Source organism: Bacillus sp. 01N45 (assembly GCF_056399205.1).
Genome location: NZ_JBFTQW010000001.1, coordinates 473,243 through 491,571 on the forward strand (window position 1 = coordinate 473,243; position 18,329 = coordinate 491,571).

At 36.5% G+C, this 18,329-nt stretch carries 27 protein-coding genes; 6 read left to right on the forward strand and 21 right to left on the reverse strand.

Annotated features, from left to right (window positions below):
* The 5 genes from folD to accB all read right to left on the reverse strand — a co-directional run bounded on the left by folD (nucleotide 1) and on the right by accB (nucleotide 3,898).
* On the reverse strand, nucleotides 1-861 hold the full coding sequence (gene folD / locus AC1DMU_RS02425) for a bifunctional methylenetetrahydrofolate dehydrogenase/methenyltetrahydrofolate cyclohydrolase FolD (protein ID WP_088064388.1): 861 nt from the start codon (nucleotides 859-861) through the stop codon (nucleotides 1-3).
* A 23-nt stretch (nucleotides 862-884) separates the two neighbouring features.
* Nucleotides 885-1,277 carry a N utilization substance protein NusB gene (gene nusB / locus AC1DMU_RS02430; protein WP_000830244.1) on the reverse strand — a complete coding sequence of 131 codons (393 nt, stop codon included), beginning with the start codon at nucleotides 1,275-1,277 and terminating at the stop codon, nucleotides 885-887.
* Nucleotides 1,278-1,624: 347 nt separating this feature from the next.
* Nucleotides 1,625-2,017, reverse strand: a complete 393-nt coding sequence (locus tag AC1DMU_RS02435) for an Asp23/Gls24 family envelope stress response protein (RefSeq protein WP_000807630.1) — start codon at nucleotides 2,015-2,017, stop codon at nucleotides 1,625-1,627.
* Nucleotides 2,018-2,040: 23 nt separating this feature from the next.
* Nucleotides 2,041-3,393: an acetyl-CoA carboxylase biotin carboxylase subunit gene (gene accC, locus AC1DMU_RS02440; RefSeq protein WP_000592872.1), complete on the reverse strand. Its 1,353-nt coding sequence runs from the start codon at nucleotides 3,391-3,393 to the stop codon at nucleotides 2,041-2,043.
* A gap of 16 nt (nucleotides 3,394-3,409) precedes the next feature.
* A complete protein-coding gene (gene accB, locus AC1DMU_RS02445; protein WP_000472875.1) occupies nucleotides 3,410-3,898 on the reverse strand; it encodes an acetyl-CoA carboxylase biotin carboxyl carrier protein in 489 nt (162 codons plus the stop codon).
* A gap of 470 nt (nucleotides 3,899-4,368) precedes the next feature.
* On the opposite strand from accB, the gene AC1DMU_RS02450 reads away from it, so the two are divergent.
* The gene (locus AC1DMU_RS02450; RefSeq protein ID WP_002107729.1) at nucleotides 4,369-4,563 is read left to right on the forward strand and encodes a hypothetical protein; all 195 of its coding nucleotides are present in this window, start codon (nucleotides 4,369-4,371) and stop codon (nucleotides 4,561-4,563) included.
* A gap of 85 nt (nucleotides 4,564-4,648) precedes the next feature.
* Here AC1DMU_RS02450 and AC1DMU_RS02455 read toward each other — a convergent pair whose 3' ends face one another.
* Genes AC1DMU_RS02455 through AC1DMU_RS02495 form a run of 9 tightly spaced genes read right to left on the reverse strand, consistent with a single transcriptional unit; the run spans nucleotide 4,649 to nucleotide 10,170 of the window.
* Entirely contained in the window at nucleotides 4,649-5,305 is a 657-nt protein-coding gene (locus AC1DMU_RS02455) for a SpoIIIAH-like family protein (protein WP_476941464.1), read from the reverse strand.
* Nucleotides 5,306-5,320: 15 nt separating this feature from the next.
* A complete protein-coding gene (gene spoIIIAG / locus AC1DMU_RS02460) occupies nucleotides 5,321-5,983 on the reverse strand; it encodes a stage III sporulation protein AG (protein ID WP_087985167.1) in 663 nt (220 codons plus the stop codon).
* A complete protein-coding gene (spoIIIAF, locus tag AC1DMU_RS02465) occupies nucleotides 5,973-6,605 on the reverse strand; it encodes a stage III sporulation protein AF (protein ID WP_001161039.1) in 633 nt (210 codons plus the stop codon). Before spoIIIAF ends, spoIIIAG begins: the two co-directional genes overlap by 11 nt.
* 12 nt (nucleotides 6,606-6,617) lie before the next feature.
* On the reverse strand, nucleotides 6,618-7,790 hold the full coding sequence (spoIIIAE, locus tag AC1DMU_RS02470) for a stage III sporulation protein AE (RefSeq protein WP_000943696.1): 1,173 nt from the start codon (nucleotides 7,788-7,790) through the stop codon (nucleotides 6,618-6,620).
* Between the two features lie 10 nt (nucleotides 7,791-7,800).
* Complete coding sequence (gene spoIIIAD / locus AC1DMU_RS02475) at nucleotides 7,801-8,184, reverse strand: stage III sporulation protein AD (protein ID WP_079998460.1); 384 nt, start codon at nucleotides 8,182-8,184, stop codon at nucleotides 7,801-7,803.
* A 23-nt stretch (nucleotides 8,185-8,207) separates the two neighbouring features.
* A complete protein-coding gene (gene spoIIIAC / locus AC1DMU_RS02480) occupies nucleotides 8,208-8,411 on the reverse strand; it encodes a stage III sporulation protein AC (protein ID WP_000020914.1) in 204 nt (67 codons plus the stop codon).
* A gap of 14 nt (nucleotides 8,412-8,425) precedes the next feature.
* The gene (gene spoIIIAB, locus AC1DMU_RS02485; RefSeq protein WP_000238693.1) at nucleotides 8,426-8,941 is read right to left on the reverse strand and encodes a stage III sporulation protein SpoIIIAB; all 516 of its coding nucleotides are present in this window, start codon (nucleotides 8,939-8,941) and stop codon (nucleotides 8,426-8,428) included.
* Nucleotides 8,935-9,861, reverse strand: coding sequence for a stage III sporulation protein AA (spoIIIAA, locus tag AC1DMU_RS02490; protein WP_088064391.1), 927 nt, complete (start codon nucleotides 9,859-9,861; stop codon nucleotides 8,935-8,937). The genes spoIIIAB and spoIIIAA overlap by 7 nt, the downstream gene beginning before the upstream one ends.
* A 27-nt stretch (nucleotides 9,862-9,888) precedes the next feature.
* Nucleotides 9,889-10,170, reverse strand: coding sequence for a YqhV family protein (locus AC1DMU_RS02495; protein WP_000816054.1), 282 nt, complete (start codon nucleotides 10,168-10,170; stop codon nucleotides 9,889-9,891).
* Between the two features lie 180 nt (nucleotides 10,171-10,350).
* On the opposite strand from AC1DMU_RS02495, the gene AC1DMU_RS02500 reads away from it, so the two are divergent.
* On the forward strand, nucleotides 10,351-10,929 hold the full coding sequence (locus tag AC1DMU_RS02500; RefSeq protein WP_001165002.1) for a GNAT family N-acetyltransferase: 579 nt from the start codon (nucleotides 10,351-10,353) through the stop codon (nucleotides 10,927-10,929).
* On the forward strand, nucleotides 10,910-11,230 hold the full coding sequence (locus AC1DMU_RS02505; RefSeq protein ID WP_088064392.1) for a hypothetical protein: 321 nt from the start codon (nucleotides 10,910-10,912) through the stop codon (nucleotides 11,228-11,230). The genes AC1DMU_RS02500 and AC1DMU_RS02505 overlap by 20 nt, the downstream gene beginning before the upstream one ends.
* A gap of 36 nt (nucleotides 11,231-11,266) precedes the next feature.
* Here AC1DMU_RS02505 and efp read toward each other — a convergent pair whose 3' ends face one another.
* From efp to AC1DMU_RS02525, 4 genes are read right to left on the reverse strand one after another with little or no spacing between them, the layout of a single operon-like run.
* On the reverse strand, nucleotides 11,267-11,824 hold the full coding sequence (gene efp, locus AC1DMU_RS02510) for an elongation factor P (protein WP_000626521.1): 558 nt from the start codon (nucleotides 11,822-11,824) through the stop codon (nucleotides 11,267-11,269).
* A 21-nt stretch (nucleotides 11,825-11,845) separates the two neighbouring features.
* Nucleotides 11,846-12,907, reverse strand: coding sequence for a Xaa-Pro dipeptidase (pepQ, locus tag AC1DMU_RS02515; protein ID WP_048562330.1), 1,062 nt, complete (start codon nucleotides 12,905-12,907; stop codon nucleotides 11,846-11,848).
* 4 nt (nucleotides 12,908-12,911) lie between these two features.
* Entirely contained in the window at nucleotides 12,912-13,352 is a 441-nt protein-coding gene (aroQ, locus tag AC1DMU_RS02520; RefSeq protein ID WP_000757087.1) for a type II 3-dehydroquinate dehydratase, read from the reverse strand.
* A 52-nt stretch (nucleotides 13,353-13,404) separates the two neighbouring features.
* On the reverse strand, nucleotides 13,405-13,893 hold the full coding sequence (locus AC1DMU_RS02525; protein ID WP_000076890.1) for a YqhR family membrane protein: 489 nt from the start codon (nucleotides 13,891-13,893) through the stop codon (nucleotides 13,405-13,407).
* 244 nt (nucleotides 13,894-14,137) lie between these two features.
* Here AC1DMU_RS02525 and AC1DMU_RS02530 point away from each other — a divergent pair, with 244 nt between their 5' ends.
* Together AC1DMU_RS02530 and AC1DMU_RS02535 are read left to right on the forward strand one after the other, a co-directional pair.
* Nucleotides 14,138-15,058, forward strand: a complete 921-nt coding sequence (locus tag AC1DMU_RS02530) for a DUF1385 domain-containing protein (RefSeq protein ID WP_000807116.1) — start codon at nucleotides 14,138-14,140, stop codon at nucleotides 15,056-15,058.
* A 79-nt stretch (nucleotides 15,059-15,137) separates the two neighbouring features.
* Nucleotides 15,138-15,539 carry an SA1362 family protein gene (locus AC1DMU_RS02535; protein ID WP_001014467.1) on the forward strand — a complete coding sequence of 134 codons (402 nt, stop codon included), beginning with the start codon at nucleotides 15,138-15,140 and terminating at the stop codon, nucleotides 15,537-15,539.
* Here AC1DMU_RS02535 and AC1DMU_RS02540 read toward each other — a convergent pair.
* From AC1DMU_RS02540 to splB, 3 genes are all read right to left on the reverse strand, one after another.
* Entirely contained in the window at nucleotides 15,536-16,198 is a 663-nt protein-coding gene (locus tag AC1DMU_RS02540) for an HAD family hydrolase (RefSeq protein WP_048546402.1), read from the reverse strand. The two genes, AC1DMU_RS02535 and AC1DMU_RS02540, sit on opposite strands and share 4 nt — an antisense overlap.
* A gap of 54 nt (nucleotides 16,199-16,252) precedes the next feature.
* Nucleotides 16,253-16,681 carry a transcriptional regulator MntR gene (gene mntR, locus AC1DMU_RS02545; RefSeq protein WP_001143070.1) on the reverse strand — a complete coding sequence of 143 codons (429 nt, stop codon included), beginning with the start codon at nucleotides 16,679-16,681 and terminating at the stop codon, nucleotides 16,253-16,255.
* 144 nt (nucleotides 16,682-16,825) lie between these two features.
* Entirely contained in the window at nucleotides 16,826-17,851 is a 1,026-nt protein-coding gene (gene splB, locus AC1DMU_RS02550) for a spore photoproduct lyase (protein ID WP_000802100.1), read from the reverse strand.
* A 156-nt stretch (nucleotides 17,852-18,007) separates the two neighbouring features.
* Here splB and AC1DMU_RS02555 point away from each other — a divergent pair, with 156 nt between their 5' ends.
* Nucleotides 18,008-18,325, forward strand: a complete 318-nt coding sequence (locus AC1DMU_RS02555; protein WP_476941465.1) for a PadR family transcriptional regulator — start codon at nucleotides 18,008-18,010, stop codon at nucleotides 18,323-18,325.
* Nucleotides 18,326-18,329: the final 4 nt, after the last annotated feature.

The window sequence follows — 18,329 nt, forward strand, 5'->3', positions numbered from 1 at the left end:
TTATTTACAAACGACACCTGCACGCTTAGCAGATTCAACAGTATTATGAAGAAGCATTGTGATCGTCATTGGACCAACACCCTTTGGCACAGGTGTAATGTACCCTGCAACATCTAACACGTTGTCAAAGTCAACATCACCACAAAGTTTACCTGTTTCTAAACGGTTCACACCAACGTCGATTACAACCGCTCCTTCTTTAATATAATCAGCTGTTACCATTTTAGGTCGTCCAACAGCTACGATTAAAATATCAGCTAACTTCGTTAACTCTTTCATATTTTGCGTTTTAGAATGACAATATGTGACAGTTGCATTTTCATTTAAGAACAATTGCCCCACTGGCTTGCCGACAATATTACTTCTTCCAATTACTACAACATGTTTTCCTGAGATATCAAGATTTGTTTCTTTTACTAATTCTACGATACCGTGCGGTGTACATGGAAGGAATGTATCTTGTCCCGTCATCATACGTCCCACGCTGATTGGGTGAAATCCATCTACATCTTTTTCTGGTGAAATTCTTTCAATGATAGCTTTTTCTTCAATATGTTTTGGTAAAGGTAATTGCACTAAAATGCCATTAATACGGTCATCGCCATTTAAGCGATCGATTTCAGCAAGCAAACGCTCCTCAGTAATTGTTTCAGGAAGTTCAATTAGCTCTGAATAGATTCCTACTTGTTCACAGCCCTTTTCTTTTCCTTTTACATAAGAACGAGATGCTGGATCTTCTCCAACTAGAATAACTGCTAATCCTGGTTCAATCCCTTGCTCTTTCAACTTCACAACTTCTTCTGTTAATTGTGCTCGTTTTTTCTCCGCAACTTCATTTCCTTTGATGATTACTGCTACCATTTTAAGATTCCCCCTTAAAGAAATTACAGTGTATCTTTTATATTAGACAAAACGCCGTTAATAAAACGACGAGATTCCTCATCCCCAAATGTTTTAGCAATTTCAATCGCTTCGTTAATTGTTACGTTGTGTGGAATTTCTTCCATGTATTTCATTTCATACACAGCTACACGTAAAATACTGCGATCAACAATACTAATACGCTCCAGCTTCCATTTTTTTAAGTTTTGACGAATCGCTTCATCAATTACTTCTTTATTTTCTACAAAACCTACTACAAGTGATTCTAGAAAATCATTTGTTTCTTCACCTTCATCTAGCGTGTTTTCCACCGCTACTTTCGGTTCTAATTCACCTGTAATATCCATTTGGTATAATGCTTGCATAGCTCTTTCTCTAGCCGTCCTACGTTTCATTGTAACTCTCCTTTATGCTTCAAGTCTTTCCTTATGCTTTGTTATATTATTATAATTTATAAGCCGTCAATTCACTTACTCTTACAGTTTTCATTGATTTTCCAACCTTATAATACAATGATAATAACACAATTTATCGTTTCATACACGGGTTACAAGGCTGAAAAATAATAAAAAGATTAACTTCAAGTTCCATATCTTATCACAATGTACGTTTTTTGGAAAAACGAAACATCTTCTTTTTGATTTCTCATTTTTTGAAATAGTATAATAATTAGAGGGTTTTAATTTGTGAAGAAATGAAACGATAAAAAAGATGCCTATGTTACTAGGCACCTTTTTCATTCTTACACTGGTTCAATTTCTGTTTTTTGTGTTTCGAATGTTACGCCAACGATGTGAACATTCACTTCTTTTGGCTCAAGCCCTGTCATTGTAAAGAGTGCCTGGCGAATGTTGTCTTGAATCTTTTGTGCAACAACTGGAATTGCTACGCCAAAATACATTACAACATAAAGGTCAACGATAATATCTTCGTTTGCTAATTCAACCTTTACACCTTTACCATGATTTTTCTTACCTAACTTCTCAACAACATCTGTAGCAAAATTACCACGCATTGCCGCTACACCTTCTACTTCAGCAGCTGCAATACCTGCGATTACTTCAATTACTTCTGGTGCAATTTCTACTTTACCAAGAGTTGTATCTTGACCCATATCTAACATATGTTCAGCCATGAAAAAAAACCTCCTTTAATGTATCACTGCGTCACAAGTTCATGCTCTTCCAAAAACTTCGTATTAAACTCACCTTTTACAAAATCAGGATGATCTAGCAATTGCAAATGGAACGGGATTGTTGTATGTACGCCTTCAATGACAAACTCACTGAGTGCACGCTTCATTTTTGCAATTGCCTCTTCACGTGTTTTTCCGTGAACAATTAATTTAGCAACCATCGAATCATAGAAAGGTGGGATTGAATATCCCGGATATACAGCTGAATCGACGCGAATACCAAATCCGCCTGGTGGCAAGTACATTTCTACTTTACCTGGGGATGGCATAAATTTTTTGGCAGGGTTTTCCGCATTAATTCGGCATTCAATTGCCCAACCATTAAATTGTACTTCTTCTTGCTGTAACGATAACTTTTCTCCAGAAGCAACACGAATTTGTTCTTTAATTAAATCCATCCCTGTTACCATTTCAGTAACTGGATGCTCAACTTGAATTCTCGTATTCATCTCCATGAAATAAAAGCTTTTCGTTCTATATTCATAAATAAACTCAACCGTACCAGCACCTGTATAATCAACCGCTACCGCCGCTTTAACTGCCGCATCACCCATCTGCTTGCGAACATTTTCATCAAGTGCAGGTGATGGACTTTCTTCTAGTAGTTTTTGCAAGCGGCGCTGAATTGTACAATCACGCTCTCCTAAATGAATGGCATTTCCATGTGTATCTGCCATTATTTGAATCTCAACATGGCGGAAATCTTCAACGTACTTTTCTAAGTATACACCAGGGTTCCCAAAAGCGGTACTAGCTTCTTGCTGTGTAATTTGAATTCCTTTTACAAGCTCTTCTTCATGGCGTGCAACACGAATACCTTTTCCGCCGCCACCTGCAGTTGCTTTAATAATAACTGGATATCCAATTTGATTAGCAAGCTCGATCGCTTCTTCGGTATTTTTAATAATCCCTTGTGAACCTGGTACAATCGGAACCCCTGCTTCTTTCATTGTATCACGAGCAACGTCTTTTGTGCCCATCTTTGAAATAGCTTCTGGACTTGGACCGATAAAAATCAAGTTACATTCACGGCATAGCTCTGCAAAATCTGCATTCTCTGCTAAAAATCCGTATCCTGGATGAATAGCATCGCAGCCTGTTAACTTCGCAACACTAATAATGTTCGTCAAATTTAAATAGCTTTCTTTCGAAATCGTTGGTCCTACACAATACGCCTCATCAGCAATTTGTACGTGAAGTGACTCTTTATCTGCTTCTGAATAAATTGCGACTGTTTCAATATCCATTTCTTTACAAGCACGAATAATTCGTACAGCAATTTCCCCACGATTGGCTATTAATACTTTTTTTATCATCACAAAGACTCCCTTATTACGCTTTTACAAGAAATAGCGGTTGTCCATACTCAACAAGCTGTCCATTATTAACAAGAATCTCAACAATTTCCCCATCTACATCTGCATCGATTTCATTAAATAACTTCATAGCCTCAACAATGCATACGATAGAATCTTTTGATACTCTGTCTCCTACACTTACATATGCAGGTGTATCAGGCGAAGATGAAGAATAGAATGTACCTACCATCGGTGATGTAATTTTATGTAGGTTTTCATTTTGAACCACTTTTTGCTCTTCTTGTTTTGGTACTTCCACTTGTGCTGCCGCTACTGTTGTTTCAACTTCAACAGGTGCTACTGGTTGCACGACTTGTTTTGCTACAGGTGCTTGCACCGCAACAACTTCATTACCACGCTTTTTCATTTTGATTGTCGTACCATCTTTTTTGTATTCAAATTCATCAATATTAGAGCTATCAATTAATTTAATTAATTCACGAACTTCTTGAATTTTAAACATGTAAAATCCACTCCCATACTCTTGTTTGTCCCGTTTTTACAGATTATCGTCACTAAAACTAGATTGACTGTAAAAATACGATGTACTCTATTAGAAAATGCATTTCATTTACTAATAGAAATAATTGCTATTTCCATCTTACGATAAATTTTTTAAACATTCCAATTTATATTTCTTTATAATAAATCGAAACTCCTGTAAAAATATTATTTCAATAAAAATTTATTACCTAGTAATAATACCAAGTTTCACACAAAATTGGCAAGACCACTTCTAAAAAAACATTCCTTACTTTTTTCACAATGCTACACAATAAACAAATCATTACCGCTCCACTCTTCACCTCATCTATAGTCAACAACATATTTTTACCAAATATTATTTTTTTGTTTACACACCGTTCATCATTCCTTCATATAAGAATAGTATGTTCAAAGTGTAGAAAATATATCGTATCGAGGTGTGGACATATGATATGGCTCATTCTCTTCTTACCTGCCGTAATGGTCTGGGCATTCGTTCTCTTCATCCACGTCAAATCCGGAAAAAGTAATCATCATTACCATGAACCGCTAATCTTTTACTCACAACGTATTTCTCCGTTCCGAGTTGAACATAATAAAAACAACTACAAAGACGAAACAGAAAAAAGCTATCGAAAATGATAGCTTTTTTCTATAACTATTTTCAAACAATCCGATTCGTAAAAACTAATAATCCGCGAGGGATTCCCCCGCGGATTATTAGTTTTTATTTTGTTGGTGGATCAAATTTCACACCTACATCTTTTGATCCGCCTTCACTTCTTACAAGCTGTATAATTTTATTCGCTTCTTTTTGTGAATGCTTTGCTGCTTTCACAGTTACTTTAATGTCAGTTCCATCAGCTCTTACAAGGGCATCTTTATATCCTCCTTGAGACTTAATCACTGTCTCAAGTAATTCTTGCTTCGTTTCCATTGTAGTAATTGCATCAAAATTATCTTTCGCTTTACTCTTTTCTGTTGCTGAAGATTTTGCTGAATTCATCACTTCTTGTAATCTTGATTTTTGTTCACTTAGCTGATCTTCCATTTGCATACGTAACGCTGTGAAATTTTCATCACTTGATTGAACTGTTACGTTAGCATCTTTTTTACTTGTTTCTTTGTTAGCATTCTCTTTTTTGTCTGTTTCTTTATTTGTTTCTTTATTTGATGTTTCCTTGCTTGTATTTTCTTTTTTTGGCGTTTCTTTAGTTGCTTCATTTGTTACTGCTTTGTCAGTACCTTGTTTTTCTTGTCCAATCTTTTCACCTGTTGCCGGCGATGCTGTATTCATTTTGTCAGGAGTTGTTACGTAATAAACAGATAGTACAACAACTAAACTTAACATCGTTAATAGCCAAACCGTTTGTTTTTTTAACACTTTATTTCCTCCCTATCAATTTTTCGGTGAAACTGAAACGCGATGGGCTGGTACATCTAGCAGCCGTATGACAGCTTCTTTTACCATCGCTTTAACTTGTATATTATCCACTCCCTTTGCTACGACAAGAACACCTCGCACTTTCGGTTTCTCTGTTCGTAAAACAACGGGAGTTTCTTTATCCCCTTCACGTATAATGACGGTCTTTTCATCAAGGGACTCATCTTCTACTTTCCTCTGACCGCCTGTTTTATCTGTTTCACCTGTTGTTTGTGAGCGTTTCACTGTATTTTTTTCTAATATTTTTTCTTCAGATGAATCTAAATTTACTTTAATCGTTACATTTTTTACTCCCGCTATTTCTTCTAAAGCTGCTTTTAATTCTTGTTCATACGCTTTTTCATACTTTTCTACATTTGACATACTATCATTATTTTTTTGTCCAAAAGTTGGTACGTCTTTTTCTTGGTTTTGCGTTTTTTGTTCTTTAAATACAGGTACTTCTTCTTTTTTACTTGAAAAAAGACTACTAGAAAACATAAGCAAAATCCCAAGTATGAGTAGGACAAGTAAAAACTTAGGTGTTATCTTTTTTCCCTTCTCATTGCTTTCTTTTTCATCCCCATTCAATAAGTTTCGAAAAAATGAGAACTTCGAATTTTTATCTTTATTGTCCATTTACTCTACCTGTCCTCCCTTCCATTTGAACTTGGATTTGTTTATTCTCTAGTTGCCATCTGCTTGAAAAGAAATCTTTCATTTCCACATTCGTTTCTTCTACTTTTTTCGGAGGTTCCTTCGTGTTAATTTCAACTGGTTTTACTGTTTCGATTGCATCATTTTTACTACGTTCTTTTTCTTTCAACGTCACAACAACAGTTTGAATATCTTTTGCTGACTTTACTTCCGCTGTACTTTCCGCTGCGACTATTTGTATTTCAGAGACTGTCATACCATACTTTTTCTCGAATTCTTTTCCTACTTCTTTTTTCATTTTGGTAGCCATCTCTTCTAAACTATATGCACGTGTTAGAGCTTGTATTTCTTTTTTCTTCGAATCTATTGAATTTTTTACAGATCCTTCTGCTACGTACTTCTCTTCATTAAAATTTGCGATTACTTCATTCACATCTGTTTGCAGTAGTTTAAAAAGAGGCGTTAAGATTAAAACAACTAATAATAGACTTACAACGAATTTAACGTACTTTTGCAAATTTGAATTTGGAAGAATAAGATGAAGCATTGTCGCTAAGAGTAAAAAAACGATAATATTTCTAATCCACTCTGTAACAAATTGCATACCCTTCACCTCCTACCGCATCATAAGTGTAATGTTCCCCGCAGCAATAATAATTGTGATACTTAAAAAGAACATAAATGATACGATAGCTAAGCAAGCAAATACATAAATGATGCTTCGCCCGATAATATCTAAACATTGAATAATTGCTCCGCTGCCAACTGGCTGTAATACTGCTGCTGCGAATTTATAAATAAACGCGATACAAAAAATTTGAATCGCTGGAAAAGCAACAATTAAGCATAGAATGACGAGCCCGATAATTCCGACTGTGTTTTTTAATAATCCCGATGCACTAATAACAGTATCCGCCGCCTCTGTAAACATTCTTCCTACTACGGGAATAAAGTTCCCTGTTACAAATTTAGCAGTTTTCACAGCTATTCCATCAGCAACAGCTGTCGCTGTTCCTTGTACAGATAATACCCCTAAAAAAATCGTTAAAAAAATACCGATAATCCCAACGCTAACATTTTGCAGAAGCTTGGACAATTTCGTAACTTTATATTGATCACTCATCGTACTTACAATACTTAATATCGTTGCAAGTAATAAAAGTGGTAGAACGATATAATTCATCAAAAGCCCGCTCGTGTTCATTAAAAAGATGATAATCGGATGAAAAAACGATACAGATACAACACCACCTCCAGTTGCTATGAGTGCAAGCAAGATTGGCAATAGCGCTAATATGAAATCTACCATTGTTTGTATCGTTTCTCTTGCATATGTCATGACGACATAAAAACTATTTAAAGCGAAAATAATAAGTACCATATATACAACTGCATCCGCAATTTTACTTACACTACTCTTTGAAAATGCAGATTGCAGTGATTGCAACAATGCACTAAAAATTGTAAGCATAATGAGCGTTCCCAGCAGCTTCCCATTTGCAACAAGCTCGTGAAATAAATACTTTAATAAACCTAGCATCCACTCTTTTATAGAAATTTCTTTTTCTCCCTTTACAAACTCCATAAAACTACCTTTTTGACTCTCTGGTAAATAACCTCCATATTTTGTAACAAGCCCGTCCCAAAATTGCTTCACATCTTCAATTCCGAGCTTATCCAATTGTTGATCAACGACGTTTGTTTCTACAGGAGAAGCTTGTACAACAACCGGTAAAGAAAAGAAAAGGAAGCAAGCAAATAGCAGCTTAGCTCCAAACCCCCTCAACATTCACTCCCCCTTATCCCGTCGGTAAAAATCCGAGAATAGTTTCAATGACAACCGTCAAAATAGGAATCGCCATTACTAAAATCAAGATTTTTCCAGCTAATTCAATTTTCGAAGCGATTGCCCCCTGCCCTGCATCTTTTGTAATTTGTGCTCCAAACTCAGCAATATAAGCAATTCCAATAATTTTTAGCAACGTTTCTACATATACGTTGCTAACTTTTGCTTCACTCGCTACTCTCTCAATCATTTGTAAAATAGAGTGAATTTGATCAATTAAAAGAAGAAACATCACGCTACCTACGAACACAATAAATAACGACGTAATGCTAGATTTATGCTGATTCAATACAGCTGCTAAAAACGTAGCAACGAGGCCTAATCCGACAATTTGTATAATTTCGATTCGAACCGCCTCCTTTACTGGAAGAGAAAGACACTCTTAATCTTGTCGAATAGCGTATTAATTAAAAATGCCACATGAAATAAAATAACGACAAAACCGACAAGGATAACCCAATTTGCAATATCCTCTCGCTTTAATTCTTTTAGTACGGTATGAATAAAAGCTAAAACAATGCCGATTCCGGCGATTTGAAATATTAATCCAACATCAATGGACATCGCCTTTCTCCCTCCTATAGCAGTAAAATTACGATAAGTAGACCCGCTAGTACCCCTAAGCTCTTGATCATTTTTTCGTATTGCAGTTGTAATGCTTTCGCTTCCTCTTCTTCTCTCTCTAAATGTGTAATACATAAGCGAATATGTTTTTGTTGTGATTCTCGATCATGTTGTCCGAGCGTTTCGCCAAATTGCTGCAAAATTTCGTACTCAGTTTGTTGAAATGCTGTTAGCTTCCAATTTTCTTTCAAACTATCTATCCAAGCTTCTCTTACTGTTTGTTCTCCGCCTTCTAGCCTTCTAGCAAAACTTTGAAATATCCAATTTAACGGCTTAGGCATTTGTTTCACTAATCGCTCGGCAGCTTCAGACAAAGGTGTGTGCCCATACATAATTTCTGCCTCTAATGATTGAAGTGCCGCTTTTAATAATCTAAGTTGCCTTGGTCTCTCACTGTATCTTTTAGCGTATGAAAATCCGAAAAAGGTGCTGACCGCAACGATTAACACTGCACCAAATATTTTTACCATACGCCCTCAGCCTTTCTATGAGGTAATACCGATTTTCCATATTTATCTTTTACTTGCATAACTGTTCCTGGCCCTCTTGCTTTTGATAGCTCCACAAACCTATCAAATATACCGAGCTCCAGCACCGCTTTTAGTGATGGACGTTTCACAACATCATCATAAGAAAATCCATGTGCGCTTATAAAAAGCTGAACCCCAGCATGCACCGCCTCCATAATTGCTTCACTATCTTCTTTACGTCCAATTTCATCTACAATCAAAACATCTGGACTCATAGAACGAATCATCATCATCATTCCTTCAGCTTTTGGACATGCGTCTAACACATCTACTCGTGTGCCAAAGTCATATTGCGGAATACCTTTCACGCAGCCTGCAATTTCTGACCGCTCATCAACAATCCCCACTTTACAAGAAGGAATTTTCGAAGCACTTACACCTTGACTCATGCAACGTGCTACATCTCTTAAAAGTGTTGTTTTCCCCGTTTGCGGTGGGCCAATTACCATCGTGTTTAACCATCGTGATTCATACAAATACGGCAAAAGTGGTTCAGCAATTCCTATTTTTTGACGAGCGATACGAATATTAAAGGAAGAGACATCTCGAATCATTTTCACTGCGCTTTTTTCTGTAATGACTTTTCCAGCTAAGCCGATTCTATGTCCTCCTCGAAGTGTCACATACCCACGTTTTAATTCCTCTTCCATCGTATAAATTGAGAATTGACTTAACTTATTCAATAAGTAAATGGCATCCTCTGCTGTAACGATATAGTCATAAAAAAACACTTCGCCATGAGCAATACACTCTAGCGGTCTTCCAATTCGAACACGAATTTCCTCTAGAGCATCGTATTGCTTACAACTTTCCACTAGCTGCTTCATCGTTTTCGGTAAAACTTCTAATACTTCTTTCATCAGCTTCTCCCCACTATACTCGACTTACTATTTCAACAACGCGATAAAAATGCAGCCAATTCCAAGCGCTAGAAAAAAGAGTTTCAAGAAAGAAATCTCACTTGCTACACTCGCTATGCCTATTGTCATTGTTAAAATTAATACGGTCGGTCCAACAAACGCCAACATACCATTTATAAACAATGCTTTCTTCGCATCATTCACATAAAGCATAAGCAAAGCGGCGAATATTTCCGCGCTACCTGAAAACAACCGAAGTAACCCCATTACAAGCACGGATGTTTCCATTGCCGCTAGCCACTGTTTCATTCTCCCACCTTCTCCCATAACGGTTACTATTGCTACATTCCAAAAAAGAATATATTTGTACAACCATATGCAGGGGTTGTCTATTTCAGAATTAAAAACATAACTTTTCTCTAACACTTTTATTAAATCTGAATATTCCTATTATTTTATGGTATATTTAATTTAAAAGGGGTATAGACGATGCAACACGTTACTTTAGTACCACTCGATTTACGCTATGCAAATGTGATTTTCAAGCTATCAAGTGATCCACACGTAAAAAATGCATTAGGAATAAAAGTAGAAAAGATCGAAGACACGAAAGCATTTCTTCTTTTCGCAATAGAAGAAGAGCGCCAAAAGAGGTCTTTATCGAGAATGATTGTAAATGAAGAAAACGAAATAATTGGTCTCACCACACTTAAACATATTAATTATGAGAAGAAACAATCTCACATTGGTAGTTGGCTCGGCTATCCATACTGGGGAAAAGGATATAATGAGGCTGCTAAAAAAGAAATCTTTAAAATTGCTTTTTTGGACTTACAACTTTCCTACGTATTTGCTGGAGCTAAAACGAATAATGTCCGCTCGTTAAAAGCACAAGAAAAACTGCCTTATATTTCATTGCATGTGGAAGATAGATTCCCTGGTGAACATTCTGCCTTAGAGAATGAAGTAAAATCTTCTTGTGTACTACATGTCGTGTCACGTGAAAAATTTCTAAATTGGCTAGACCTACAAAAGGAGAAGGAAAAATATGAAGGTAGTAAAAATTAGTTTAACAGTCGTAGTAGAATTAGCTCTTATTTATCTTTTTTCAAAATTGGTCGGTTGGTCATTTATGGAGACCTTTTTCCTTGGTAGTTTAGCGATATTTGCAATTATGTGGTTAATTATTATGAATACTCATAGAAACAACATTACGGATCACGCAATAAGTAAAACACTGACTGGCGTTGAGACTGGCGAAATAAAACCATTTCAAATTGTTTTCACTCCATATATGGCGGGTACTCTTTCACTTGTTTTAGTTAGTTTTATTATCACTGCTATTTACTATCTACCCTATTTCCTATAAAAAAAAGCACTCGTGATGATCACGAGTGCTTTTCTACTATGCACGAGAAACGTATTTACCTTCACCAGTGTTGATGATAAGCATTTCGCCTTCGTTAATGAAGATTGGTACTTGTACAACAAGACCAGTTTCTAATGTAGCTGGTTTTGTTACGTTAGAAGCTGTATCGCCTTTAATACCAGGCTCTGTTTCTGACACTTTTAATTCAACTGTGTTCGGAAGTTCAACACCAAGTACTTCATCTTGGTATGTCATAATAGATACTTCCATGTTTTCTTTTAGGAATTTAAGTTCGCGCTCGATTTGGTTTTCACCAAGTTCGATTTGCTCGTAAGTTCCGTTATCCATAAATACGTGAGACTCACCGCTCGCGTATAAGTATTGCATACGACGGTTTTCGATGTGTGCTTTTTCTACTTTTTCACCTGCACGGAATGTTTTCTCTTGAACAGATCCTGTGCGAAGGTTACGTAGTTTAGAGCGAACGAATGCAGCACCTTTACCTGGCTTTACGTGTTGGAAATCCATTACTTGCCAAAGGGCATTGTCCACTGAAATTGTTAAACCTGTACGAAAATCGTTTACTGAAATCATGTAAAAAAATCCTCCTGTATATTACAAAATAATAAGTTCTTTTGGTGATTTCGTAATTACTTCATTACCTTCACTTGTTACAATGATATCATCTTCAATACGTACGCCGCCAATACCTGGAATATAAATACCTGGTTCTACTGTTACAGCCATTCCTGGTTCAAGTACTGTATCAGAACGGAACGCTAAACCTGGTGCTTCATGGATTTCAAGACCAATTCCATGACCAGTAGAGTGTCCAAAGTATTCACCATATCCTTTTTCCGTTATGTAATCGCGCGTTAACGCATCCGCTTCACGGCCTGTTAAACCAGCTTTAATACCGTTCACACCACGTAATTGTGCTTCTAAAACGATATTATAAATTTCTTTCAATTTATCAGATGGTTCACCAACTGCAATCGTACGAGTAATATCAGAACAATATCCTTTGTAATAAGCGCCGAAGTCTAATGTAACGAAATCTCCTGTTTCTATCACTTTTTCAGATGCCACGCCGTGCGGTAATGCCGAACGAAGACCTGAAGCAACGATAATATCAAACGAAGAAGATGTTGCTCCTTGTTTTCTCATGAAAAATTCAAGTTCATTTGACACTTCAATTTCAGATACTCCCGGGCGAATGAATGATAGAATATGTTCAAAGGCAGCATCTGCAATCTGTGCAGCTTCCTTTAATATCTTAATCTCTGAATCAGTCTTTATCAAGCGTAACTTTTCTACAAGCCCAGAAGTTGGGATAAATTCAGCATCGATTACTTCTTTATGCGCTGAATAAGAACTATATGTAAGAGTATCTTGCTCAAAGCCAAGCTTTTGAATTCCCAGTTCCTTCACTTGCTTTGCAACTTCATCAATGATTAATCCTGCATGCTGTACAATCTCGTATCCAACCGCTTGTTTACTAGCCTGCTCTACATAACGGAAATCTGTAATAAATTGAGCACGATTTTTCGAAATCAGTACAACACCAGCTGTTCCTGTGAAGTTAGCCATATATCTACGACTATGTTCATTTGTTAACAAAATACCGTCAATACCAGCCTCATCAAATGCACTTCTTACTCTTTCGATTTTCTCCATTACTTTATGCCTCCCTCAATTTCTCCATTAATGCAAATAACGCTAACTTATAGCCATAAAAACCAAATCCAACAATTTGTCCCGCACAAACAGCTGCCGTCACAGATTCGTGACGGAACGACTCACGCTGGTGAATGTTAGAAATATGTACTTCAATAACAGGAATCGAAATGCTCGCAATTGCATCTCGAATCGCATAGCTATAATGCGTAAATGCTCCAGGATTTAAAATGATCCCTTCATATATATCTTCCGCCTCATGAATACGATCGATAATCGCACCTTCATGATTCGATTGGAAACATTCTAACTCCACTCCCATTGTTTCTGCTTCTTGCTTCATATCTGCTTCAAGTGTCGCTAGCGTGCCCTTTCCATATACATTTACCTCCCTGACACCGAGGCGATTTAGGTTAGGACCGTTTACGAGGAGTACCTTTTTCATATGTTTAAAACTCCTTAATATTAAATATCTATACAACATTTTAACATAGGAGTCACTTATTTGAATAGTTTGTCTTCTCTTCCCCTTCTCGCTCAGCTTTATTGGTATTTACTGCGTAGGAAACAGAGTATGCTATAAACACACCATACAATATAAAAATACATATCGTCGTCACAATTGTTTCTTTCGGTAAATGGAGTGCACTTTTAATGGCAGGCGCTATTAATCCCATTCCGAAAAATAGTAACGCCCACCAAAATAGCCCATAAATCATCCCTGGAATAATTCCTTCAAACTTTGCCAAAAACGCTTTATACAAAAAGGCAATTAAAATCGAAAGTAGTCCCATACAAACAATTCCTGACACATTGCCCCATACCCCTTCTTTCCAGCTTCCAAAGGCAAATGGTAAAAGTAAATAGTTCGGTCCTGCTTCCGTAAATGAAAATATATGAAGGAAATACCATATCCCCCCCCAAAAGATTCCACCAAATAAACCAATTTGTACAAAATTCCTTGTTCCTAATTGTTCTTGACTCACATCGACACCTCCGCTCAATAGTATGCCCGAAACTATTTTGAACCATGTTTAAATACTGCGAAATTTGTCTATAAAAAGAATAAGAAATGTCCGACTCTCGTAACATTTTTCCTTGTCATATACTTGTATTTGTCGATAAAATAAAGGAAACTCGGTGATTGTCTTATTTCAAAATGACAGAACCCAGTATGACAATTGCCTCTTTTTCTACATAAGAGAGAAACAAATACAGGTTGGTGTTAACATGGCAGAAGAGTCAAAACAAATATATGGCGGGCAAGCAGTCATAGAAGGAGTTATGTTTGGCGGTAGAGAATATACTGTTACAGCGGTTCGTCGTAAAGACAAATCGATTGAATTTTATCGATTACCACGCGTTCGTAATAAAGCATTATCTATCCTGAAAAAAATTCCATTTTTACGAGGGATTGCCGCTATTGTGGATGCAAGTGCGAATGGAGCAAAACATTTAAACTTTGCTTCAGAACGATTTGATGTCCACCCAGAAGAAGACGAACAAATTGCAAATAACAAAGAAGAACAATCGAAATTAACGATGGTATTAGGAGTTGCAGCAGTTGGCGTTTTATCTTTCATATTCGGTAAAGTCATTTTCACAGCAGTTCCTGCACTACTAGCTGAATTAACGAGACCGATTTTCCCTTCTCATACAGGGCAAATCATTGTCGAAAGTGTCATTAAGCTCATGCTATTATTGAGCTATATATACTTTATTTCTTTAACCCCACTTATTAAGCGGGTATTTCAGTACCATGGTGCGGAGCATAAAGTAATTAATGCCTATGAGAATAATCTTCCAATGACTGTAGAAAATGTTCAAAAACAAACTCGCCTTCATTATCGCTGTGGCAGTAGCTTTATTATATTTACAGTCATTATTGGAATGTTTGTTTATTTCCTTGTCCCTACAGATCCACTTTGGGCCAGAGTCGTAAACCGAATTTTATTAATTCCAGTCGTTCTCGGCATTTCTTTTGAAGTGTTACAATTTACAAATCGATTACGCGATATTCCAGTATTACGCATACTTGGATATCCCGGATTATGGCTGCAACTATTAACAACGAAAGAACCAACAGATGATCAAGTGGAAGTAGCCATTGCATCGTTTGAAGAATTATTACGTTTAGAAAACAAACAATAATTATTTAAAATTGGTGTTCAACTCCTTTCCTCATCGTTAATATACTAATTTTAATATATGTTTTTAGGAGGTGTCCCTTATGAACGGTCGTTCGTTTACATTCGCTATAGTTATGCTTATTATCGGATTAGCAATATTCGGCCTTGTCTCATCTGTCATTACAAATCCAATGGGTGTATTAAGAAATATTGGGTACATGTTACTTGTTGTCGGTATCTTTTATTTGCTATACAAGATGTTTACAAATTCTAGTGGTTCTGCAAATTCGCAAAGCTCTTATAAGCGTGCAGCGAAACAATCGAACCGCAAACATGGGAAACAAAATGTAGCACCCCTAAGCAATTCTTTCTTGAAATCAAACGCTTCTAATGACAAAGGTAAGAAAGGCGCTCCTTCCACTTTGAAGCGAAAAAGAAAACAATCTCATTTAACTGTCATTGAAGGTAAAAAAAACAAAAAGAAAGACCGTGCTTCCTTTTAGGAAATACGGTCTTTTTTTATATTTTGTAGTACTTCTTTCAAACTTTTATCTTTCATACTTTCAATTCGAAGATGATGATTTTCAAATGGTAAATTCCGTGTCACATCATTAGGTACAACAACGCACTTTAATCCTGCTGCAATCGCTGCTTTTAATCCGTTTAACGAGTCTTCAAATACAACAGCTTCAGACGGATCAATCCCTAAATCTTCTATCGCAATTCGATAAAGTGCTGGATCCGGTTTTACCTTCTCAACATCTTCCCTTGTTTTAATGACTTCAAAATAATCTCGAATTTGTAGCTCTTCCAAAAAAGAAGTAACCCATTCTCTAGATGAACTGGAAGCTAATGCGATTTTCAATCCCATTTCTTTCGCTTCCTCTAAATATTCTTTTACCCCGTCACGAGCTTCTGGTATTTTCATTTTCTCTTTATGTAAAGTTTTCACTTTTTCTTTTAATGCATCCTTGTTAAACTTCTCTTTTAATTGCTCATTTAAATATGCATATAGTACATCATCTGTCGTTCCAATACATTTTGCAAATTCCTCTAAAGGTAACTCCCCACCGTACTCACGAACGGCGTCTCTGAAAGAGTGAAACCATATTGTTTCTGTGTCCACAATTAATCCATCAAAATCAAAAATAATTGCTTTCATAATTTCCCCATCCTTTTCGGTTGAAATAAAAAAGGAAACGACATACGTTCCCCCTTAATTACTTTTCTCTTCATTTGCTTTTTGAACGCCACGAAGTGTTTCCACTCGAATCTCATCTTGTTCAAAATATTGCACTAGATCACCAATGCGGTCAATTGCTTCCCAACTTAAATGATGTTCAATTCCTTCTACATCATTGTAAATTTTACTTTCATCCAAACCGATAATACGCATAAATTGCTCTAGCAAGTCATGACGGTATACGAGACGCTCTCCGATTTTTTTACCTTTTGATGTTAATACAAGCCCTCTATATTTTTCATAAATTAGATATTCATCTTTGTCTAATTTTTGCACCATTTTTGTTACAGAGGATGGATGTACACTCAGCGCTTCAGCAATATCAGATACGCGGGCATAACCCTTTTCATCAATCAACAAATAAATTTGTTCAATATAATCTTCCATACTAGGGGTAGGCATCGGTTTCCTCCATCCAATTTCATTTTGCTCATTCCGTACGAAGCAATCAATAAAATGATACACCAGAAAGAATAACGTGACAAGTTGAAAACAAGCCTAAATATTTAAAAGAAAAAAGAACTTGCATTCCAATACAAGTTCTTTTCATGTAAAATATTGAATTTCTGCGTTAGGAAAAAAGTGATGAATATATCCTCTAATCGTTTCTTCCAATACTTCTGCATCATCTTTTTTATATACGTATTTCCCGATGCCATATCGTCCCCATTTATATTTGCGCTTCTCTTCATCCATTTCAAGCTTCGTATTCGGATAACGCTCTTGAATGACCTTTTTTGCTGGTTTTGTAAAGCGATGTTGAATTAATTCAAATGTTAAATTCGGTATCGACAAATCTTTTAGCGCATTGTACAGTCGCTCAAATAGTTCACGGTATCCTTCTTCCCATCCTTCATGCATATAAAGTGGCGCAACTATAAACCCAAGTGGATAACCCGCACCTGCTACTTTACGAGCTGCTTCAATTCGTTCTTCAAAAGGTGATGTCCCCGGCTCAAAATTTTTGATTACATACCGTGAATTAATACTAAATCGAAAACGAGTTTTCCCATTATGTTTTGCATCTAATAAATGATCAACGTGCGAATATTTCGTAACGAAACGTAAACGCCCATGCTCACTTTCTCCAATGAATTCAATCGCCCGCTTTAATGCATGTGTTAAATGATCAATTCCAACAATATCTGATGTACAAGCCGCTTCAAACCTTGTTATTTCTGGTGCTCTTTCATCCATATACTGCTTTGCCTTCTCAAATATTTCATCAAGATTGACATATACGCGAACGTAAGGCTTACTCCCAAGTGTTGTTTGCAAATAGCAATAATGACAATGTCCCATACACCCCGTTGCGAGCGGGATTGCATATTCAGCTGACGGTTTTGACGTATCAAACTTTAATGTTTTCCTCACCCCAACGACAAGTGTTGCCTTTGCATTACGATACTTTTGCAAGTCATTTTCACCTGGCAAATTTCTAATTTGATTATGGGATGTCGTTTCACGAATTTCTAATCCCATCTTCGTAAACTTCTCATACAGCTCTTTTCCAAGCGGATATTCGAGTGCCTTCGGTTCAAAGTAAACGAGTTTTGGCATAAATGGTTTCATATACTTCCCTCCTCTCGTTAGTATGGGAAACGATGAAAAATTAACACTCATTAAAGTTTTCCACTTCAGTAACTTGCGTTGCAAGTTACTGAATGTTATAATTTGGATAACAGCTACCTTGCAACGCAAGTTACCTGAGTAAAAGGTGGTGAAATCATGCACAGCCAAATGTTAAAAGGTGTGCTCGAAGGTTRCATCCTATACATCATTTCACAAGAAGAAGTGTACGGATATGAACTGAGTACAAAATTAAATAAACACGGATTTACATTCGTAAGCGAAGGAAGCATATATCCGTTATTGTTACGTATGCAAAAAGAAAAATTGATTGAAGGAACATTAAAAGCCTCCTCACTCGGTCCAAAACGTAAATATTATCACGTAACCGATAAAGGATTAGAACAGCTTGAAGAATTTAAACAAAGCTGGGGAATGGTTTCAACAACGGTGAACAATTTATTACAGGGAGAGTGATGAG

Coding starts and splice junctions, on each gene's coding strand:
- folD (WP_088064388.1), bottom strand. CDS start 861: ATGGTAGCAGTAATCATCAAAGGAAATGAAGTTGCGGAGAAAAAACGA.
- nusB (WP_000830244.1), bottom strand. CDS start 1,277: ATGAAACGTAGGACGGCTAGAGAAAGAGCTATGCAAGCATTATACCAA.
- AC1DMU_RS02435 (WP_000807630.1), bottom strand. CDS start 2,017: ATGGCTGAACATATGTTAGATATGGGTCAAGATACAACTCTTGGTAAA.
- accC (WP_000592872.1), bottom strand. CDS start 3,393: ATGATAAAAAAAGTATTAATAGCCAATCGTGGGGAAATTGCTGTACGA.
- accB (WP_000472875.1), bottom strand. CDS start 3,898: ATGTTTAAAATTCAAGAAGTTCGTGAATTAATTAAATTAATTGATAGC.
- AC1DMU_RS02450 (WP_002107729.1), top strand. CDS start 4,369: ATGATATGGCTCATTCTCTTCTTACCTGCCGTAATGGTCTGGGCATTC.
- spoIIIAG (WP_087985167.1), bottom strand. CDS start 5,983: ATGGACAATAAAGATAAAAATTCGAAGTTCTCATTTTTTCGAAACTTA.
- spoIIIAF (WP_001161039.1), bottom strand. CDS start 6,605: ATGCAATTTGTTACAGAGTGGATTAGAAATATTATCGTTTTTTTACTC.
- spoIIIAE (WP_000943696.1), bottom strand. CDS start 7,790: ATGTTGAGGGGGTTTGGAGCTAAGCTGCTATTTGCTTGCTTCCTTTTC.
- spoIIIAC (WP_000020914.1), bottom strand. CDS start 8,411: ATGTCCATTGATGTTGGATTAATATTTCAAATCGCCGGAATCGGCATT.
- spoIIIAB (WP_000238693.1), bottom strand. CDS start 8,941: ATGGTAAAAATATTTGGTGCAGTGTTAATCGTTGCGGTCAGCACCTTT.
- spoIIIAA (WP_088064391.1), bottom strand. CDS start 9,861: ATGAAAGAAGTATTAGAAGTTTTACCGAAAACGATGAAGCAGCTAGTG.
- AC1DMU_RS02495 (WP_000816054.1), bottom strand. CDS start 10,170: ATGAAACAGTGGCTAGCGGCAATGGAAACATCCGTGCTTGTAATGGGG.
- AC1DMU_RS02500 (WP_001165002.1), top strand. CDS start 10,351: ATGCAACACGTTACTTTAGTACCACTCGATTTACGCTATGCAAATGTG.
- AC1DMU_RS02505 (WP_088064392.1), top strand. CDS start 10,910: ATGAAGGTAGTAAAAATTAGTTTAACAGTCGTAGTAGAATTAGCTCTT.
- efp (WP_000626521.1), bottom strand. CDS start 11,824: ATGATTTCAGTAAACGATTTTCGTACAGGTTTAACAATTTCAGTGGAC.
- pepQ (WP_048562330.1), bottom strand. CDS start 12,907: ATGGAGAAAATCGAAAGAGTAAGAAGTGCATTTGATGAGGCTGGTATT.
- aroQ (WP_000757087.1), bottom strand. CDS start 13,352: ATGAAAAAGGTACTCCTCGTAAACGGTCCTAACCTAAATCGCCTCGGT.
- AC1DMU_RS02530 (WP_000807116.1), top strand. CDS start 14,138: ATGGCAGAAGAGTCAAAACAAATATATGGCGGGCAAGCAGTCATAGAA.
- AC1DMU_RS02535 (WP_001014467.1), top strand. CDS start 15,138: ATGAACGGTCGTTCGTTTACATTCGCTATAGTTATGCTTATTATCGGA.
- AC1DMU_RS02540 (WP_048546402.1), bottom strand. CDS start 16,198: ATGAAAGCAATTATTTTTGATTTTGATGGATTAATTGTGGACACAGAA.
- mntR (WP_001143070.1), bottom strand. CDS start 16,681: ATGCCTACCCCTAGTATGGAAGATTATATTGAACAAATTTATTTGTTG.
- splB (WP_000802100.1), bottom strand. CDS start 17,851: ATGAAACCATTTATGCCAAAACTCGTTTACTTTGAACCGAAGGCACTC.